Here is a 17,283-nt window from a genome sequence, read left to right as displayed (position 1 = left end):
GAAAGCCAGCGGCAACAGCCTCTAGCCAAGAACTAGCCAAGAAAGCATTAGCGCATGCTGCGCTTTATCTGTAATTTACAGACTTTATCAGTAGTTTACAAACCTTAGGCTCAGCATTTAGTCACAGCTTCTTAGAATTAAGCAATCGCAACGGTAGCCATTGTTTCAAAATTGCCTGCAATCGTTTCTAAACGATCTGAGGCACAGCTAGCTATCTTCATAATACTCAGACATTTACACAATTTTCCTATGGTTAAATTGCCAGGCTTAGCTTTGTTTCCGAGCCTTATACTCCAAGGCGGTCGCTGGGTTGCAGGGGGGTGGATCTCGCTGAGTCTGCTGGGGGCGATCTCCCCCAGCACCGCCACGGCTACAGTGCCTAACCCAGTGTCACCTGAAGCAACCCTGGCTGAGGCCACCGCCGCCAATCCCACCGCCCAGGGCCAAATTCTAATCATCAACGGCACTCAGGCCACCGTTCCCTGGATGATCAGCAACGGTCAGATTGGCCTCGCCGACTATGGCGTTACAGATCAGCTGGGGGCCACTCTGCTCAGCAGCAGCCAGCCCAACCGTCAGCCTGTTCAGTGGTTTACCGAACCAGGCGGTGCGGTAGAACTGGCCGCCTGGGTTCACGGCGGTTACCGGTATTTAGATATCGTCCCCTTGGCCCAACGCCACGGCTGGCAAGTGCAGCCCCAGGGCAATGTTCTGCAAATTACTGCGCCCCCGGCCCAGGTCATCGCCGTGCGCCGAGAGACTCTGTCTGGCGGCGAGCGCTTAACCCTAGATCTGTCTGGCCCGGTGCTCGCTACGCTAAGCGATAGTGCTGACGCGCTCACCCTGACTCTAGGGGCTACCGCTAACGATCGCGTGCTCAGAGAGGCGATCGCTTCCCCTGCCGGAGCCTATTTGGGATCACTTACGGTAACCCCTGTAGCTGGTGCCCTGCGCTTCCAGGCCAGTGCCAGCAAACCGCCTCGCCTGTTCACCCGAGCCAACCAAATCGTAATCGACATTCGTGCTGATACTCTCCAGCCTCACAGCATTGCCTGGGCTCCCGGTGTCCGCTGGCAGCAGCGGTACGTTTCTGTAGCCGGGCAGCCGTTCCCGGTCTACTGGCTGCAGCTTGACCCAGCCCAAGTCAATCTGCGCCCCATCTGGACAGACCCCACCACGGCCATAGGCACGGCTCCCTTGACCACCATTGCCCAACGCTGGCAGGCCGCCGCCGCCATCAATGCCGGCTTCTTTAACCGCAACAATCAGTACCCTTTAGGGGCTGTACGCACCAACAACAATTGGGTCTCGGGGCCTATCCTCAGTCGTGGTGTCGTAGGCTGGAACGACCAGGGTCAGGTGCGTATGGAACGTCTGGTGCTTAACCAAACTCTCACCACCGCCAGCGGACAGACGTTTCCGGTGCAGGCCATCAACAGCGGCTACGTGCAGGCTGGCATTGGCCTCTATACGCCCACCTGGGGACCGACCTACCGCCCCGTTTTAGAAGGCGAAACCATCGTTACGGTAGTGGATGACGTGGTTGTCAACCAACGGGCCGCCAGCACCCTGGGAGCAGCGGGTCTGGCGATCCCCACCAACGGCTATCTTTTGGCTCTGCGCTCCTATGCCACAGCAGCTCAAGCGTTGCCCCCAGGCCAACAGGTCTCTCTATCATCTAATCTGTTGCCAGCAACCCTAGCCCCCTTCCCCAACCTGATTGGGGGCGGACCGCTGCTGCTGCGCGATCGCGCCCTCGTGCTTGATGCTGGCCTCGAACAGTTTAGTCGAGCTTTTGCCACCCAGGCAGCGCCTCGCAGCGCCATTGGTACCACCCCTAACGGTGAAATTTTGCTAGTCGCCGTCCACCACAGCCCTGCAGGTCCTGGCCCTACCCTCAACCAGCTGGCTCAAATTATGCTCCAGCTTGGTACTACCGATGCCCTCAACCTAGACGGCGGTAGCTCGGCTAGCCTTTACTTGGGTGGGCGATTAGTCAACCGTTCTCCTCGCACCGCTGCTCGAGTCAACAACGCCATTGGCCTTTTTCTCCAGTAGCAGCCAATACATACAGTGATGCGGATTTGTTAGCTGGCTTCGATTGAGCAACAAAACATCCATTAGGTTGATCTTATGTAGATGATCAGCCCAATTGGGCATCCGGATTTCTCTCACTTCCTTAACATGTCAAATTAGGGTGTAAAGACTTCATGTGGTTGCCCCTCTGATCCGCCAAAATCTTCTGGCTATCGAGTTGCCCTTGTTAAACTGTTGGCTGAAGTGACGCAGCTCATCAGTTTTTGGGCTAACAAGACGAAACCTTCGGGATCAATTCACAGTCTCATAGGGATGGGCACCCTAAAGATAATGCGGCCCAGAGTCGCCGTTCCTGGCGCAGTCTTAACCTTTAGGTTCTAGGAGAACTATTACTATGCCAAAATTGGAAGAGTCAATTCAGCCCTCTGCGTTGGCCCTGGCCACCAGCAACGGTAAAGAAATTGCTGAAACAGGCTTGCGGCCCTGGGGTTGCTATACGGTATTAGAAGAGGGCCGTGGCTACAAAATTAAGCGGATAGAAGTCAAATCCGGCCATCGCCTCAGCTTGCAAATGCACCATCATCGCAGCGAGCACTGGATTGTAGTCTCAGGTACCGCGAAAGTGGTCTGTGGCGATAACGAAATTTTGCTTTCCAGCAATCAATCCACCTATGTCCCTCCCTGCACTCAGCACCGCCTTGAGAATGTGGGCGTTATTCCCTTGGTGCTGATTGAGGTTCAAAACGGCGAATATTTAGGTGAAGACGACATTGTTCGCTTTCAAGACGACTACTCTCGCGTTGAAACGGTTTAAGCTTTGCTCGATCCGTTTACCCAATTCTAAGCAAGTTAAACAACCTTAAATAGTCCACGGCGATAGTGCTAAGCTCAGCGGTATCGCCGTTTTTTGTCGCTACCGTCCATGATTCACATTCGCCCCGCCGCCGCTCAGGAAATCAAGCGGTTGCTAGCTCGGCAGGCCACTGGCAGTACTCACCATCTGCCCCAGGCTTGCCTTACGCTGGAGCCGGGCGGCTGCGCCGAATGGACCTATCGCCTCAGGGCCGGAGCCACATGCCCCAATGCTGACACAGCAACAACCGTAGACTGTGATGGCATCAGCCTAGCGATACCATCAGGTGATTTAGATCTCCTGCAAGATCTCACGATTGACTATGCCGAAGACCTCATGGGCGGAGGATTCCGCTTTATCAATCCCCTGGCCCAGCGCACCTGCGGCTGCGGAAACGCCTTCTCGCTCAACTCTAACGCTCCCGTTAGCCAAGACTGTACTGGCGGTTTGCCAACGGGCTAGCCAAGGGCACCTTACTAATCAAAGTCGTCACATTTGACCAAAGCCAATTCGCAGTGCTAGCATTAGATCTTGTGAAAACTTGAGTCCACCCGCCGTAGCACAACAAGCATCCTATGCCCACGATTCAGCAACTCATCCGGAGTGAGCGCCAAAAAGCCGAGAAGAAAACTAAGTCCCCTGCCCTAAAGAGCTGTCCCCAGCGTCGGGGGGTTTGCACTCGGGTCTATACCACCACTCCTAAGAAACCAAACTCAGCTCTACGGAAAGTGGCGCGGGTTCGCTTGACCTCTGGCTTTGAGGTTACGGCCTACATCCCTGGTATCGGTCATAACTTGCAAGAACACTCCGTAGTCATGATTCGTGGCGGCCGGGTCAAAGATCTTCCTGGGGTTCGTTACCACATTATTCGCGGCACCCTTGATACTGCTGGCGTGAAAGATCGTCGCCAGGGGCGTTCCAAATACGGGGCTAAGCGTCCTAAGAAAGCCTCCTAAAGAAACCCTGAGGATGAAAAGTGTTTAGTCGCTTGACAAGCTTCAATCGCTTTGAGAGCGTTAGCCACAGCAATCGCCTAATCCCTGTTCTTGTCTAATGCTGGATAAGCCTGACTAGGCTTGTCTTGAATTGAGTACTTTTGTCGGTTCAGCTACACAGCCTTATAGCTACTGGAATTTAGATCATGTCTCGCCGTACCGTTGTTCAAAAGCGTCCTATCCCGCCCGATTCTGTCTACAACAGCCGTCTTATCACCATGATGAGCCGACGGCTAATGACCAGTGGCAAAAAGTCTCTGGCTGACAAAATCATCTACAACTCCTTCACAATCATTAAGGAGCGTAGTGGTGGTGATCCTCTGGACGTGTTTGAACGGGCTGTGCGTAATGCGTCACCTCTGGTAGAAGTCAAGGCTCGTCGGGTGGGTGGAGCTACCTATCAGGTGCCTATGGAAGTGCGGTCTGAGCGCAGCGTGGCCCTAGCCCTACGCTGGCTGACTCAGTTTGCTCGCCAGCGTCCTGGTAAGTCGATGGCAATTAAGTTAGCCAACGAGCTAATGGATGCGGCAAACGAAACAGGCGGTGCTGTCCGTAAACGAGAAGAGACCCACCGGATGGCAGAAGCGAACAAAGCTTTCGCCCACTATCGCTACTAAACCCGTACGGTTTTATGGTCCTGAAGCGTCAGGTTCATTGGCGATCGCTGTTTCTGCTTCCTACAATGAATTTGTTCCGGTATCCGAAACAGCTGGCCATAGAATGACGAAGGAGGTAACTGTGGCAAGGACAACGCCCCTAAAGCGGGTTAGAAATATTGGTATTGCTGCTCACATTGACGCTGGCAAAACCACCACCACAGAGCGCATCCTGTTCTACTCGGGTATCGTGCATAAAATTGGCGAGGTACATGACGGTACTGCTGTAACCGACTGGATGGAGCAGGAGCGAGAACGCGGTATTACCATCACGGCCGCGGCTATCAGCACTACTTGGCAAGATCACCAAATTAATATTCTCGATACCCCTGGACACGTCGACTTCACGATCGAAGTTGAGCGCTCCATGCGTGTGTTAGATGGGGTAATCGCTGTATTTGACTCGGTGGGAGGCGTGCAGCCTCAATCAGAAACTGTGTGGCGTCAGGCCAATCGCTACCAAGTTCCTCGCATTGCCTTTGTTAATAAAATGGATCGCACCGGGGCCGACTTCTTCAAGGTGTGCGGTCAGTTGCGCGATCGCCTCGGTGCAAATGCGGTACCGATTCAGGTTCCTATTGGTCGTGAAAATGACTTTCAGGGCGTGGTTGATTTGGTTGCCATGCGCGCCCGCATTTATCACGATGACTTAGGGCAGAATTTTGAAGATACCGAGATTCCAGCCGATATGCTGGATGTGGTAGAAGAGCATCGTGCCAAGTTAGTCGAAGCCGTGTCTGAGACTGACGATGCTCTGATGGAAAAATATTTTGAAGGGCAGTCACTGTCGTCAGATGAAATTATGACGGCACTACGTCGGGGAACCATTCAGGGCACTATTGTGCCGGTTCTGTGTGGATCCGCCTTTAAAAATAAGGGAGTGCAAATCCTTTTAGACGCGGTTGTAGATTATCTTCCCTCTCCGCTTGAAGTTCCTCCTATTCAGGGTCATTTGCCCAATGGTGAGCTAGCTGAGCGGCCTGCGGATGATGATGCTCCCCTTGCGGCTCTGGCTTTTAAGATCATGGCTGATCCTTACGGTCGGCTGACCTTTGTGCGAGTTTACTCCGGTGTTCTGCAAAAGGGCAGTTACATCTATAACGCCACCAAGGATAAAAAAGAGCGCATTTCTCGCCTGATTGTGCTCAAGGCTGACGATCGCATCGAAGTAGATGAGCTGCGGGCGGGTGACCTTGGGGCCGCTATTGGCCTTAAAGAGACTTTTACTGGCGACACCATCTGCGACCCGGCTGAGCCCATTGTGCTGGAATCACTCTACGTGCCTGAACCGGTGATCTCAGTGGCCGTAGAACCCAAAACCAAGCAAGATATGGATAAGCTGGCCAAAGCTTTGCAATCCCTATCCGAAGAAGATCCCACCTTCCGCGTCAGTACTGATCCTGAAACCAATCAGACCGTGATTGCGGGTATGGGGGAGCTTCATCTTGACATTCTTGTAGACCGCATGCTGCGAGAGTTTAAGGTCGAAGCCAATATCGGGGCTCCCCAGGTGGCCTACCGAGAAACGATTCGTAAACCTACCAGTGCTGAGGGTAAGTTCATCCGCCAAAGCGGCGGCAAAGGCCAGTATGGTCATGTGGTCGTTGAGGTAGAACCTACTGACGAGGGTAGCGGTTTTGAGTTTGTGTCTAAAATTGTGGGAGGTACAATTCCAAAAGAATATATCTCTCCCGCCGAACAAGGCATGAAAGAGGCCTGCGGATCTGGTATCCTAGCTGGGTACCCGGTAATTGATTTAAAGGTTACTCTGGTCGATGGGTCTTATCACGATGTAGACTCATCAGAGATGGCTTTTAAAATCGCTGGGTCAATGGCGATGAAGGAAGCCGTCTTGAAGGCGTCTCCTGTCCTTCTAGAGCCGATCATGAAGGTCGAGGTTGAAGTTCCAGAAGATTTTCTGGGCGACGTCATGGGAGATCTAAACTCCCGCCGGGGCCAGATCGAGGGTATGGGAACAGAAGTTGGCGTTGCAAAAGTTACAGCCCATGTTCCCCTAGCTGAGATGTTTGGTTATGCTACCGACATTCGCTCAAAAACGCAGGGTCGGGGCATTTTTTCGATGGAATTCAGCCATTATGGCGAGGTTCCTCGAAACGTGGCTGAGGCCATTATCTCTAAAAACACTGGGAACGCTTAGAAAGGAAAGGACAAGTAACGTAAATGGCACGCGAAAAGTTTGAACGCAATAAACCCCACGTCAACATCGGCACCATTGGTCACGTTGACCATGGTAAGACCACTCTGACGGCTGCTATCACCATGACGCTGGCAGCGGCTGGTGGCGCTAAGGCTCGTAAATATGACGAGATCGATGCGGCCCCCGAAGAGAAGGCCCGTGGTATTACCATCAACACGGCCCACGTGGAGTACGAGACCGAAAATCGCCACTACGCCCACGTTGACTGCCCTGGCCACGCTGACTATGTGAAGAACATGATCACTGGTGCAGCTCAAATGGACGGTGCCATTTTGGTATGTTCTGCTGCTGATGGCCCCATGCCTCAAACTCGGGAGCACATTCTGCTGGCTAAGCAGGTGGGCGTACCTAGCATTGTTGTCTTCTTGAACAAGCAAGACCAGGTTGACGATGAAGAGCTACTGGAGCTGGTAGAACTGGAAGTCCGTGAGTTGCTTAGCTCCTATGATTTTCCCGGCGATGATATTCCTATTACCTCGGGCTCTGCTCTGCTGGCTGTTGAAGCTTTGACCACTACCCCCGCTATCAGCCGTGGTGACAATGAATGGGTTGATAAAATTTTGGCGCTGATGGATAGCGTTGATGATTACATCCCCACTCCCGAGCGTGACATTGACAAGCCATTCCTAATGGCCGTTGAGGATGTCTTCTCGATTACTGGTCGGGGCACGGTCGCAACCGGGCGAATTGAACGCGGGAAGGTTAAGGTCGGTGAAACTGTCGAGCTAGTTGGCATTCGCGACACTCGCAACACCACCGTAACCGGAGTGGAGATGTTCCAGAAAACTCTGGACGAAGGAATGGCTGGAGACAACGTAGGTCTGCTGCTGCGCGGTGTGCAGAAAGAAGACATTGAGCGTGGCATGGTGCTGGCCAAGCCTGGCAGCATTACACCTCACACTCAATTTGAGTCGGAGGTGTATATCCTCAAGAAAGAGGAGGGTGGTCGTCATACTCCTTTCTTCCCCGGCTACAAGCCTCAGTTCTACGTGCGCACCACCGACGTGACCGGTAGCATCGTCGCTTTCACTGCTGATGATGGGAGTGATGCTGAAATGGTTATGCCTGGCGATCGCATTAAGATGACCGTAGAACTCATCAACCCTATCGCTATTGAGCAGGGAATGCGCTTCGCTATTCGTGAAGGTGGCCGCACCGTGGGAGCGGGCGTGGTCTCCAAAATTCTGAAGTAGTCTAGCGCTAGCTTCTAAGGGACAGGAGTGATCATCTAAGGTGTTCACTCCTGTCTTTTGTCTCTAAAGTTTTCGGTTCCGTTCTGTACCTAGACAATTTATTTTTCTCAGACCTATGGCTACTATTCAGCAACAAAAGATTCGCATTCGCTTAAAGGCCTTTGACCGCAGGTTACTTGACACCTCCTGCGAAAAAATCGTTGATACCGCCAATCGCACCAACGCTACAGCAATTGGTCCTATTCCTCTGCCTACCAAACGCCGAATCTACTGCGTGCTGCGCTCTCCCCACGTCGACAAGGACTCCCGTGAGCACTTTGAGAGCCGAACTCATCGCAGAATTATTGATATCTATCAGCCCTCATCTAAAACGATTGACGCTTTAATGAAGCTGGATTTGCCTGCTGGGGTAGATATCGAAGTGAAGCTTTAGACCAGACTTGTTTTACCCGCTAGATAGTTATATTTAGCGGGCTCTTTTGGGTCTGTCGCGAGGAATAAGCTGGGTGAGTAACGCCCTTATAACCGGCATTTTGCAGGGGAGTTGGGTTAGAATGTCTTTGTGTAAACAAGTGTTACAGCCTGCCTTGCTACGGCACGGCGTGCTTGAAACCCGCAAGAGGCGATAATGGCATTCTCTGAGTCCATATCTGTGCGAGAACTCCCACTTTTTCCATTACCTGAGCTGGTTTTGTTTCCGGGGAGGCACCTGCCGCTTCATGTGTTTGAGCCCCGCTACAGGATTATGATGAATACAATTCTTCAAAGCGATCGCCGTTTTGGAGTGTTGATGTTAGACCCGGCTACGGGCCATCCAGCCCAAGTTGGTTGCTGCGCTGAAATTCTTCACTATCAGCGGCTGCCTGACGATCGCTTGAAGATTCTTACCATTGGTCAGCAGCGGTTCCGTGTGCTTAGCTATCTCCGCGAAAAGCCCTATCGAGTTGGTCTCGTAGAGTGGGTAGAAGACAAGCCCGCTGATCAAGACCTCAGCCCTCTTGCCTCGGACGTTGACCGTCTGCTACGCGATGTAGTGCACCTGTCGGCTAAGCTCACCAACCAGGATATTGATCTGCCCGACAATATTCCTGATATTCCCGTTGAGCTGTCCTACTGGGTAGCGAGCAATCTGCATGGGGTCGCCCTAGAACAGCAGGCTCTGCTAGAGATGGATGACACCAGCGTGCGTTTAGAACGTGAAGCCGAGATCTTAACCTCTACCCGCAATCACTTGGCGGCCCGCACGGCCCTCAAAGAAGTGCTTGAGTAGGAGAAGACTGGGCTTTAGCTTTGGTAGCCGCTAGGCTAGGGTCTACGGTGACTAAGTTATAGGTGCCGAAATTAATTAGGGTTTCGGTACAGGCTAGAAGTTCGTTAATGGCCTGCTGTCCGGTTGAACTATAGCCACTGATTTCTAAATCTACAAAAAAGAGGTACTCCCCCAGCGATCGTTTGGTAGGGCGTGATTCGATACGGCTAAGGTTAATGCCGTATCGAGCGAACACTTCTAGGGGTTTGAGCAGAGCACCGGGGCCATTGATGGGAAGGCTAAAGGCCAAAGACGTATATTGTCCGTTGGGGCTTTGATCCTCTGGATCGCTGCGCTTGAGCACCCAGAACTTAGTGCAGTTGTCAGTGTGGTCATTGATGTTATGGGCCAGAATGGGCAGATTATAGAGTTGAGCAGCCCATTCTGAAGAAATCGCGGCTACCGCCTCATTGTCGGCTAGGTGTTCGAGGGCCTCTGTTGTAGAACGAGTTGCCATCAGCTTGGCCTGAGGTAGGTTGCGCTCAAGCCAGAATTGGCATTGAGAAAGCGCCTGGGGATGAGAGTAAACTATGCTGATGACCGCCGGGTCTTTGGCTTGCGATAGCAGACCGTGGCGAATAGGCATGACCATCGCGTGATGAATTTTTAGCTGCTGGAGCTGCCAAAGGGTGTCGAGGGTGGTTGTAACTCCCCCTTCGGTTGAGTTTTCGACCGGTACTATGGTGAGGTTGGTTAACCCCTCGGCGGTTGCCTGCATAGCGCTAGGAATGCTGGGTGTAGCCCTCAGCTCTACAGGTTGGCCCACGTGTTGTTCTAGGTTGAGGCTATAGGCTAGAGCCGCCAATTGGGAATAGGTGCCCTCAGGCCCTAGGTAAGCGATGGTGACAGTCATGAAGAAGAGCGATCGCGCAATGGGGTTGTTTCATACTACGTCCTAGCCTGGGGTTAGAAAAGGCCTCGTTGATAGGGCCAGAATTAACGGTTCCTTAACCAAAAAACAGACCGCTTTAATCGAACAAAGTCAGTTTTCCTCAGTAATATGTAATGGGTTTTGGCCGGAGCTAAGGTTCTGGTGAGGAGGTTTAGAGATGGGCAAGAGCGCTAAGAAAATATCCGGTACAAAGCCATCAAAGGCACGGGCACTGCTGACTATGGGGTCAGCAGCGTTTTTGTTAGGAGCAGCCGTGTCCCTAGTAGGAGCACTGAGTACAGGGGCTATCACGATGGGCGATGTTGTCGGTGCTGCACCCAGTTCCGCCGATCAACCCCAAGCATTAGACACTCAACTGTTTGCTTTAATTGACGCACCAGGAGTTGACGCCTTTCCTACTGCGGTTAGCAGCGAGCGGCTATGCCGCCGTCCCTTGGGTCTAGACGAGATGAGAATTTCTAGCCCTAAAGGCGAAAAACTCTTTCAAGGGGTTAATTTAGGGAGCGCTTCGCAAACTCTAGGGACACAGGCGATCGCCCAGCTAGGGGCAGCCCCCTGGCCCAGCCTTCATCCCCAAGCTGCAGAAGCGCGGGTGCCAGTCTTGATGTACCACGATGTCCTCGAACCGCCTGAAGTCTTTTTTGACCTTACTCCTGCTGACTTCGAAGCTCATCTGCAAACCATTCTGGACAACGGCCTTACGCCCATTAGCCCAGATCAGCTCGTGCAGCATTTGCGTACGGGTGCCCCTCTGCCCGAAAAACCAGTGCTGATTACCTTTGATGACGGCTACGTAGGCCACTACGAGCATGTCTATCCACTCTTGCAGAAGTATCAGGTACCCGCTACGTTTTTTGTTTTTCCGGGCAAGGTAGACGGTGATGTGGCTGGTCGATCGACCCTAACCTGGGAGCAGATCAAGACTATGGCGACCGATCCTCTGGTGACCATTGCCTCGCATAGCGTTACGCATCCGGCTGACCTTCGTACCCTCAGCGACGATGATCTGGTCTACGAGGTGGTTGAGTCGAAGCGGAGGCTAGAGAGCGAGTTGGGTGTGCCCATTCGCTACTTTAGCTACCCCACCGGCCACTACGATGAGCGGGTAGCTCAGGCTGTAGCCGATGCTGGATACCTGGCTGCGTTTACTATGCGCGAGCAAAATGAGCAGTTTGCCGGAGCCTCAGAGTCGCTGCTAGCGATTGAGCGCTTTGGCCAGTCAAGTCTAGCGGCGCTAGTCGATCAGGCTTGGGGCGGCCCCCCTACCCCCAGTGTTGCGCCGGTTGCAGTAGCCGATTCAGAATTTAACTTTAATACTCCCGTAGCCGTCCAAAAAGTAGACTGGGAGAATCAGTCATTTTCCCTCATCACGGGTGGGCAACCAGTGACCATCCATGCCAACAGCCGCTACCAACTACCGGACATAATGGCGGGTACCAATCTTGCTGGAGCAGTTGATGGCGGGTTTTTCTCCCTTGAATATCTAGACTCCAATGTGATGATTGGCCCAGTGCTGAGCCAAAGCACCCGACAGTTTATCCCTGGCTACGGCGGCGAAACCCCTAGACTCAACGGTCGTCCCCTGGTGCTAATTGCGCCTCATCAGGTGTTGTTTGTGCCCTTTGAGGCCAATCGCCACAACGCCCTGGCTGGGCTAGTGCGGGAACTGCCCGGCGTAACCGACGCTTTCGTAGCAGCGGCCTGGCTGGTTAAAGACGGTTTACCTCAGCCCGCCAGCAGCTTTGGCAGCCTGTTTGATTATGATGCCCGCCGCCATCGCGCTTTTTGGGGCATTAATACCGCTGGTCAGGCAGTGGTAGGGGTAACCCATACCATGGTGGATTCCGTAAAGCTGGGAGAAATGCTGCACCAATCGGGCTTGCGAGATGCCGTCATGCTTGATTCGGGGGCTAGCACCTCGTTGGCCTATCAGGGTGATTCTTTGGTGGGTTATATTCCTCGCCCCGTCCCTCATATCGTTGGTCTAGTGCCTCCCGAGACCAATGATGGTAGCCCTTGCCCTTTGGTAGTTGAGGAGCAAAATACCACAACCGAGCGTTAGCGGTGCTTCTAAAGGCTAACGCTTGCCAAATAGACAGGGCTGAAATGATTGGGGGTGGGGGAACCTGGTACAACATCAAACTCTTACCCTACGGCCTGAAGCGTGGACAGGTGGACTGGCTTAGTTGCCAAAGCCCGCATACCAGAAATACGTTGCCATAGGAATAACCGTCGCCAGCACTAGCAACACAACGAGAATGACGGTACTATTGCCGCGATTTTCGGCGGTCTCCTGGGCGCTAGCAAAAGTACTTTCGCTATCAAAGGAGTCGTCGAAGACCGGGGGGCCAGGGTCTTCTTGGCCACTGAGCACGGCCACCAGGCGATCGCTGGCCGCCAGAAACGACTGATTGTATTTGTCACCCTCTAGCAGCGGGTAAAGCACGGTTTCTTGAGCAACGCTGGTGGCAATGTCTGGGTCTAGCGATGTGGCTGACTGGTCGCCCACACGAATACCGACGGTCTTAGTAACCTCGTCTAGCACGAGCAGGGTTTGATTGGCCTGATCTGCCGGAGTAGAATACCAGCGCTCAAATAGCTTGTCAGTAAAGGTTTGAACGGTTTCGCCGTAGTCGAAATGGTGAATAGTTACCAGGCGAACTTCATTACCTGTGGCAGCCGCTAGGTCACTGAATCGGCTCGAAATTTTATTCTCGTTGATGCGGCTAATGATATTAGCTTCATCGATAATCCAGGTTGAGTCTCCGGCGGCTACAGTAGGTACCTGAAAAACGGCTACCGCTTCAGCGGTAGAAGCTCCTAGCCCCAGTACTAAACACAACGGTAATACTAGACCTAAGAAGCCCCGCCAGCACAGCTGAACTGAGCGAGCAAGCATCCGTTGGGGAAGGTGACTGTTCATAAGCTTGGGCTACAGCAACTACAGGGTTTAGGGACTACCATCCCGAGCTTTGCCTAAAACCCTATTAATCAATATACGGGCCTGAGAGCTTTGAGGGAACAGGTAGACCAAGGTTGCTTAAGAACAGGCGCTATGCCTAGCAGGATTAACCAAGCGATCGCATTAGCCAGCGGGTAAATTACGGAGCCGAATCAACTGTCGTCGCATCAGCGGTGAAGCGGACATTGCTGACACCTCACTCACCTCTACACAAGACTCTAGCTGCTCGACAAATTCATCGCTGCCGTAGGAATAGGCATCGATCAGCAGTTCCAGTAAGTGATCGCGATTGGCTATGACGCCATTTTCTTCTAAAATACGAAATTTGAGAGTGACAGTGCACTCGTAAACGCCAACCTGAGCCTCTGTGGACAGATGGGGTGCAGATGTAGCCATAGTCGAAGGTGTACTCCCTAGCTAAATATGAAAGGAGTCATCAGAGGAGACTGGGGGGCTAAAGAATGGGTCCTGCCGGAGGCTTGCAGGGCATCGGTAACGGCATGGAGTTGTGGCGCTAAGCCAATCCATAACGGTGATGCAACCTCTATGATGACGGGATTTAGGTACACAGGCGCTGAGATTGCTGCACCATTTGGGCAGAGCAGCCCGATCGGCCTATATATCCAATATCATCAAATCAAAAAAAACAGTCAGAACTAGATTTTATTGATCGTTTTCACAGGATTGATACATTTTTGTGAGGACAGGATTAATAGCGTTAACGTCTGTACGTATAATCTTCAGGCTAGACTGATTTTTTTATACTGGGCAGTCATTTGAAATTTGAAATTTGAGATTTAGTTTGTTTTAGGTGCTGCTTAGAATTCAATATTGCTTTGAAACCCCCTGTGATTGAGGCTACATAGGTTGGTCAAAGGTTTGAAGTACTGAGATTGAACTCAGCAAATTGGCTTATTCAAGGCTGCAACTGGCAAGCATTGTTGAGGACTGGAATTGGGCTGGGAGCAGGTACTGCGATCGCCACAACTTAGGCTTGCTCTGCAAAAACTCCGTAGAACACTGACTAAGCTTAGGGCTATGATGAATGACTAAAATACGCGATTTCTACTGTTGATGGGGCTGGGTTGCTACTCAACCTTTACCTAAACCTTAAGGTTTGCTCCTATTCTGATGGGAATACCATCCCACGGTGCTTGCGTATGTCTACTCCTTTTCAGCAGCTGAAGGACACGTTCAAAGCTCTAGGGTCTAGCCTGACCCCGACAGCAGCGACAACTGCCAAGACCTCGCTGCGGGAATGGTTGGAGACTAATGCAGAGTTTCTCCAGAATCGGCACAGGCAGGGGGAGCTTAACGGCACGATGATGCAGTATTTCCACTGGTATATCCCTGCCGACGGCAGCCACTGGAACTACGTTAAGGCAGAGTCTCAGGCTTTAGCTGAGGTAGGTATTACGGCTCTGTGGCTACCGCCAGCTTATAAAGGAATTGGTGGCAGCGGCGACGTGGGCTACGGTGTTTATGATTTGTTTGACCTGGGAGAGTTTAACCAGCAGCACTCGGTGCGGACTAAATACGGTACCAAAGATGAGTATGTAGCGGCCGTAAAGGCCTGTCGTGACTTGGGCATTAACATCTATGCCGATGTAGTGTTTAACCACAAAATGGCGGCCGATTGTGAGGAGGAGTTCAACGCGATTCCTATGGATCCGAGCGATCGCCGCCGCCCCCTAGGCGATCTGCGCAAAATTAAATCCTGGACGGGCTTTAGCTTTCCAGGCCGAGGCGACAAGTACTCAAGCATGAAGTGGCACTGGTACCACTTTGATGCCGTTGACTACAACAGCTGGGATCCCGACTACCAAGCCGTCTGGCTGATTGAGAACAAAACCTTTGAGGACAAGGTGAGTTGGGAGCTAGGTAGCTTTGACTATTTAATGGGTTGTGATTTAGATATCGATCATCCTGAGGTGCGCGGCGAACTGAAATACTGGGGCGAATGGATGCTCGACCACATTGGGGTGGACGGCTTTCGACTAGACGCGATTAAGCATATCTGCGGCGACTTTTTTGTTGACTGGCTGGCCCATTTGGAGCACTACGCCCAGCGAAGTTTATTCTGCGTGGGTGAATACTGGACCTACGATCTGGGCGCGCTCAGCTGGTATGCCGGTAACTCTGGCGGTCGGCTCGATCTCTTTGACGCACCGCTGCACCATAATTTTTACAAGGCCAGCAAAGCGGGCAGCAGCTACGATCTGCGCACTATTTTCGACAATACCGTAGTGAAAGAAATGCCGCTGCTGGCGGTCACCCTGGTTGAAAACCACGACACTCAGCCTTTGCAGGCGCTAGAGTCGGTGGTAGAAGCCTGGTTTAAGCCATTGGCCTACGCCATGATTTTGCTGCGGGCAGATGGCTATCCCTGCATTTTCTACTGCGACTACTACGGTGCCCACTATATCGATAAAGGCCGCGACGGCAACGAGTACGAGATTTGGATGGACTCGCATCGGCAAATTTTGGATCGGCTGCTGATTGGCCGCAAACATTTTGCCTACGGTCCTCAGTACGACTACTTTGACCACCCCAATGTAGTAGGTTGGACTCGCCTGGGCCTGGGCGATCGCTGTCGGGCCATGGCGGTGTTATTGAGCAATGGAGCAGAGGGCACCAAGTGGATGGAGGTGGGTCGGCCTAACACCACGTTCTACGACCTGACTGGGCATATTCCCCAAACGATTACCACCAATGACGATGGCTGGGCGGAGTTTCGTTGCAATGGCGGGTCGGTGTCGGTGTGGGTGGAAGACCATCCCATGTTGGCCTCTTTGCTGGAGTTGCTGCCGGAATAGCCCATAGAAAACTTCAGGATCAAAAATTGCTTCTAAAGGGCCATCGTACGCATACATTGGGAAAACTCACCAGAGCGGTGACTGACGAGGTACGTCTCGTGGGATAGAATTTTATGCCGCGAAAAGTTAAGCTGTGTAACGCCCGCTCATTTTGGTTGAAGCAGCTGGGCGTTCGTCTCTATGGTTAAATTGGTACTTTCGTGCAAGTAGATCGCGTTCCTCTAGGGGCTGCAGACGCAGAGTTTTCAGCCTATGTTCGCTCAGCGCAGGAGCTAGACTTCACCCTTCAAGACCTCAAGGCTGCTATCCCAGCTGGTTGTTTTCAACCTTCTACCGTCCGATCTTTAGCCTATTTATTTTTGGACATTGGGATTATTGCAGCGCTGTACGCTGTGGCTCATACGCTGAATTCTTGGCTGTTTTTTCCTATCTTTTGGCTGGCCCAGGGCACGATGTTCTGGGCCATATTTGTGGTAGGCCACGACTGCGGTCACGGGTCATTTTCTCGCTATAAGTGGCTTAATAACCTAGTGGGCCACCTAACCCACACGCCTATCTTGGTGCCCTACCATGGCTGGCGCATTAGCCACCGCACCCATCATGCCAATACCGGAAACATTGATACCGATGAAAGCTGGTACCCGATTGATGAATCGACCTATCGGGCCATGCCCATGGCGCAGAAGGTCGTGCGGTTCTATGGGTTGCTGTTTGCCTACCCGTTTTACCTCTTTTTTAGATCGTCGGGGCGCAGTGGGTCTCACTTTATGCCTAGTAGCGATCTATTTCGTCCTTCGGAGCGGCGCGATGTGCTGGTGAGCACCCTATGCTGGTCGGCTATGGTCTTATTCTTGGCCTGGGTGGGGCTCACTCAGGGTCTGCTGTTTTTGGTGACTTACTATGTGGCACCCTACCTGGTGTTTGTCATGTGGCTTGACCTGGTGACGTTTTTGCACCACAGCGAGCCAGATATTCCCTGGTATCGGGGTGACGAGTGGTACTTTCTCAAGGGGGCGCTGTCGACTATTGACCGCGACTATGGCTTTATCAACCCTATTCACCACAACATTGGCACCCACGTGGCGCACCACATTTTCTTGAACATCCCTCACTATCATCTCAAGTCTGCCACCGCAGCGATTAAGCCGATTTTGGGCGACTACTACCGCCGCTCTGAGGAGCCGGTGTGGAAGAGTTTCGCCCGATCGTTTTGGGCCTGTCACTATGTAGCCGACCAGGGGGCTAAGGTCTACTACCAACCCCATCCCGACCACCGCTAGGGCATAACGTTCTCAAAACAACTCTGGGCTGTGGCTGTTTCGGTAGTCTAGGGAATGAAGTGGGCAGTTTAG

The 17,283-nt window shown here is 52.5% G+C and carries 15 protein-coding genes; 12 read left to right on the top strand and 3 right to left on the bottom strand.

Translation table 11 applies throughout. The annotated features are described in order from the left end of the window. Nucleotides 1-249 precede the first annotated feature (249 nt). The 9 genes from IQ273_RS04185 to IQ273_RS04145 all read left to right on the top strand — a co-directional run bounded on the left by IQ273_RS04185 (nt 250) and on the right by IQ273_RS04145 (nt 9,222). Nucleotides 250-2,058, top strand: coding sequence for a phosphodiester glycosidase family protein (locus tag IQ273_RS04185; RefSeq protein ID WP_194021918.1), 1,809 nt, complete (start codon nt 250-252; stop codon nt 2,056-2,058). A 373-nt stretch (nt 2,059-2,431) separates the two neighbouring features. Beyond that, a complete protein-coding gene (locus IQ273_RS04180; RefSeq protein WP_194021917.1) occupies nt 2,432-2,851 on the top strand; it encodes a cupin domain-containing protein in 420 nt (139 codons plus the stop codon). 93 nt (nt 2,852-2,944) lie between these two features. Continuing rightward, nucleotides 2,945-3,352: an iron-sulfur cluster assembly accessory protein gene (locus IQ273_RS04175; RefSeq protein ID WP_228052304.1), complete on the top strand. Its 408-nt coding sequence runs from the start codon at nt 2,945-2,947 to the stop codon at nt 3,350-3,352. 113 nt (nt 3,353-3,465) lie between these two features. Further along, nucleotides 3,466-3,846 (top strand): 30S ribosomal protein S12, encoded by a 381-nt coding sequence (gene rpsL, locus IQ273_RS04170; protein WP_194021915.1) that lies wholly within the window; start codon nt 3,466-3,468, stop codon nt 3,844-3,846. Nucleotides 3,847-4,031: 185 nt separating this feature from the next. After that, nucleotides 4,032-4,502 carry a 30S ribosomal protein S7 gene (rpsG, locus tag IQ273_RS04165; RefSeq protein ID WP_194021914.1) on the top strand — a complete coding sequence of 157 codons (471 nt, stop codon included), beginning with the start codon at nt 4,032-4,034 and terminating at the stop codon, nt 4,500-4,502. A gap of 121 nt (nt 4,503-4,623) precedes the next feature. After that, complete coding sequence (fusA, locus tag IQ273_RS04160; RefSeq protein ID WP_194021913.1) at nt 4,624-6,699, top strand: elongation factor G; 2,076 nt, start codon at nt 4,624-4,626, stop codon at nt 6,697-6,699. A 23-nt stretch (nt 6,700-6,722) separates the two neighbouring features. Then, nucleotides 6,723-7,952, top strand: coding sequence for an elongation factor Tu (gene tuf, locus IQ273_RS04155; RefSeq protein ID WP_194021912.1), 1,230 nt, complete (start codon nt 6,723-6,725; stop codon nt 7,950-7,952). 115 nt (nt 7,953-8,067) lie between these two features. Further along, entirely contained in the window at nt 8,068-8,385 is a 318-nt protein-coding gene (gene rpsJ, locus IQ273_RS04150) for a 30S ribosomal protein S10 (protein WP_017300626.1), read from the top strand. Nucleotides 8,386-8,580: 195 nt separating this feature from the next. Next, a complete protein-coding gene (locus IQ273_RS04145) occupies nt 8,581-9,222 on the top strand; it encodes an LON peptidase substrate-binding domain-containing protein (RefSeq protein ID WP_194021911.1) in 642 nt (213 codons plus the stop codon). On the opposite strand, the gene pheA is transcribed toward IQ273_RS04145, so the two are convergent. Beyond that, nucleotides 9,203-10,114: a prephenate dehydratase gene (gene pheA / locus IQ273_RS04140; RefSeq protein WP_194021910.1), complete on the bottom strand. Its 912-nt coding sequence runs from the start codon at nt 10,112-10,114 to the stop codon at nt 9,203-9,205. The two genes, IQ273_RS04145 and pheA, sit on opposite strands and share 20 nt — an antisense overlap. Before the next feature lie 331 nt (nt 10,115-10,445). Here pheA and IQ273_RS04135 point away from each other — a divergent pair, with 331 nt between their 5' ends. Beyond that, nucleotides 10,446-12,215, top strand: a complete 1,770-nt coding sequence (locus IQ273_RS04135; protein ID WP_228052302.1) for a polysaccharide deacetylase family protein — start codon at nt 10,446-10,448, stop codon at nt 12,213-12,215. 120 nt (nt 12,216-12,335) lie between these two features. On the opposite strand, the gene psb32 is transcribed toward IQ273_RS04135, so the two are convergent. Continuing rightward, nucleotides 12,336-13,052 (bottom strand): photosystem II repair protein Psb32, encoded by a 717-nt coding sequence (psb32, locus tag IQ273_RS04130; protein WP_194021909.1) that lies wholly within the window; start codon nt 13,050-13,052, stop codon nt 12,336-12,338. A gap of 186 nt (nt 13,053-13,238) precedes the next feature. Further along, nucleotides 13,239-13,511: an Npun_R1517 family heterocyst differentiation transcriptional regulator gene (locus tag IQ273_RS04125; protein WP_194021908.1), complete on the bottom strand. Its 273-nt coding sequence runs from the start codon at nt 13,509-13,511 to the stop codon at nt 13,239-13,241. A gap of 764 nt (nt 13,512-14,275) precedes the next feature. Between IQ273_RS04125 and IQ273_RS04120 the strand changes: the two genes are divergently transcribed. After that, nucleotides 14,276-15,931, top strand: coding sequence for an alpha-amylase (locus tag IQ273_RS04120; RefSeq protein ID WP_194021907.1), 1,656 nt, complete (start codon nt 14,276-14,278; stop codon nt 15,929-15,931). A 200-nt stretch (nt 15,932-16,131) separates the two neighbouring features. Further along, the gene (locus IQ273_RS04115) at nt 16,132-17,211 is read left to right on the top strand and encodes a fatty acid desaturase (protein ID WP_194021906.1); all 1,080 of its coding nucleotides are present in this window, start codon (nt 16,132-16,134) and stop codon (nt 17,209-17,211) included. The last annotated feature ends 72 nt before the right edge of the window (nt 17,212-17,283 follow it).

This window comes from Nodosilinea sp. LEGE 07298 (genome assembly GCF_015207265.1).
Taxonomy (GTDB): domain Bacteria; phylum Cyanobacteriota; class Cyanobacteriia; order Phormidesmidales; family Phormidesmidaceae; genus Nodosilinea.
This window is presented reverse-complemented; position numbering and strand designations above follow the sequence as displayed.

Excerpts from the sequence above, each read along its gene's own strand:
- IQ273_RS04125 (WP_194021908.1), bottom strand. The coding sequence starts at position 13,511 with ATGGCTACATCTGCACCCCATCTGTCCACAGAGGCTCAGGTTGGCGTT.
- pheA (WP_194021910.1), bottom strand. The coding sequence starts at position 10,114 with ATGACTGTCACCATCGCTTACCTAGGGCCTGAGGGCACCTATTCCCAA.
- rpsG (WP_194021914.1), top strand. The coding sequence starts at position 4,032 with ATGTCTCGCCGTACCGTTGTTCAAAAGCGTCCTATCCCGCCCGATTCT.
- IQ273_RS04145 (WP_194021911.1), top strand. The coding sequence starts at position 8,581 with ATGGCATTCTCTGAGTCCATATCTGTGCGAGAACTCCCACTTTTTCCA.
- IQ273_RS04135 (WP_228052302.1), top strand. The coding sequence starts at position 10,446 with ATGGGCGATGTTGTCGGTGCTGCACCCAGTTCCGCCGATCAACCCCAA.
- IQ273_RS04120 (WP_194021907.1), top strand. The coding sequence starts at position 14,276 with ATGTCTACTCCTTTTCAGCAGCTGAAGGACACGTTCAAAGCTCTAGGG.
- psb32 (WP_194021909.1), bottom strand. The coding sequence starts at position 13,052 with ATGCTTGCTCGCTCAGTTCAGCTGTGCTGGCGGGGCTTCTTAGGTCTA.
- IQ273_RS04185 (WP_194021918.1), top strand. The coding sequence starts at position 250 with ATGGTTAAATTGCCAGGCTTAGCTTTGTTTCCGAGCCTTATACTCCAA.
- tuf (WP_194021912.1), top strand. The coding sequence starts at position 6,723 with ATGGCACGCGAAAAGTTTGAACGCAATAAACCCCACGTCAACATCGGC.
- IQ273_RS04180 (WP_194021917.1), top strand. The coding sequence starts at position 2,432 with ATGCCAAAATTGGAAGAGTCAATTCAGCCCTCTGCGTTGGCCCTGGCC.
- rpsL (WP_194021915.1), top strand. The coding sequence starts at position 3,466 with ATGCCCACGATTCAGCAACTCATCCGGAGTGAGCGCCAAAAAGCCGAG.
- rpsJ (WP_017300626.1), top strand. The coding sequence starts at position 8,068 with ATGGCTACTATTCAGCAACAAAAGATTCGCATTCGCTTAAAGGCCTTT.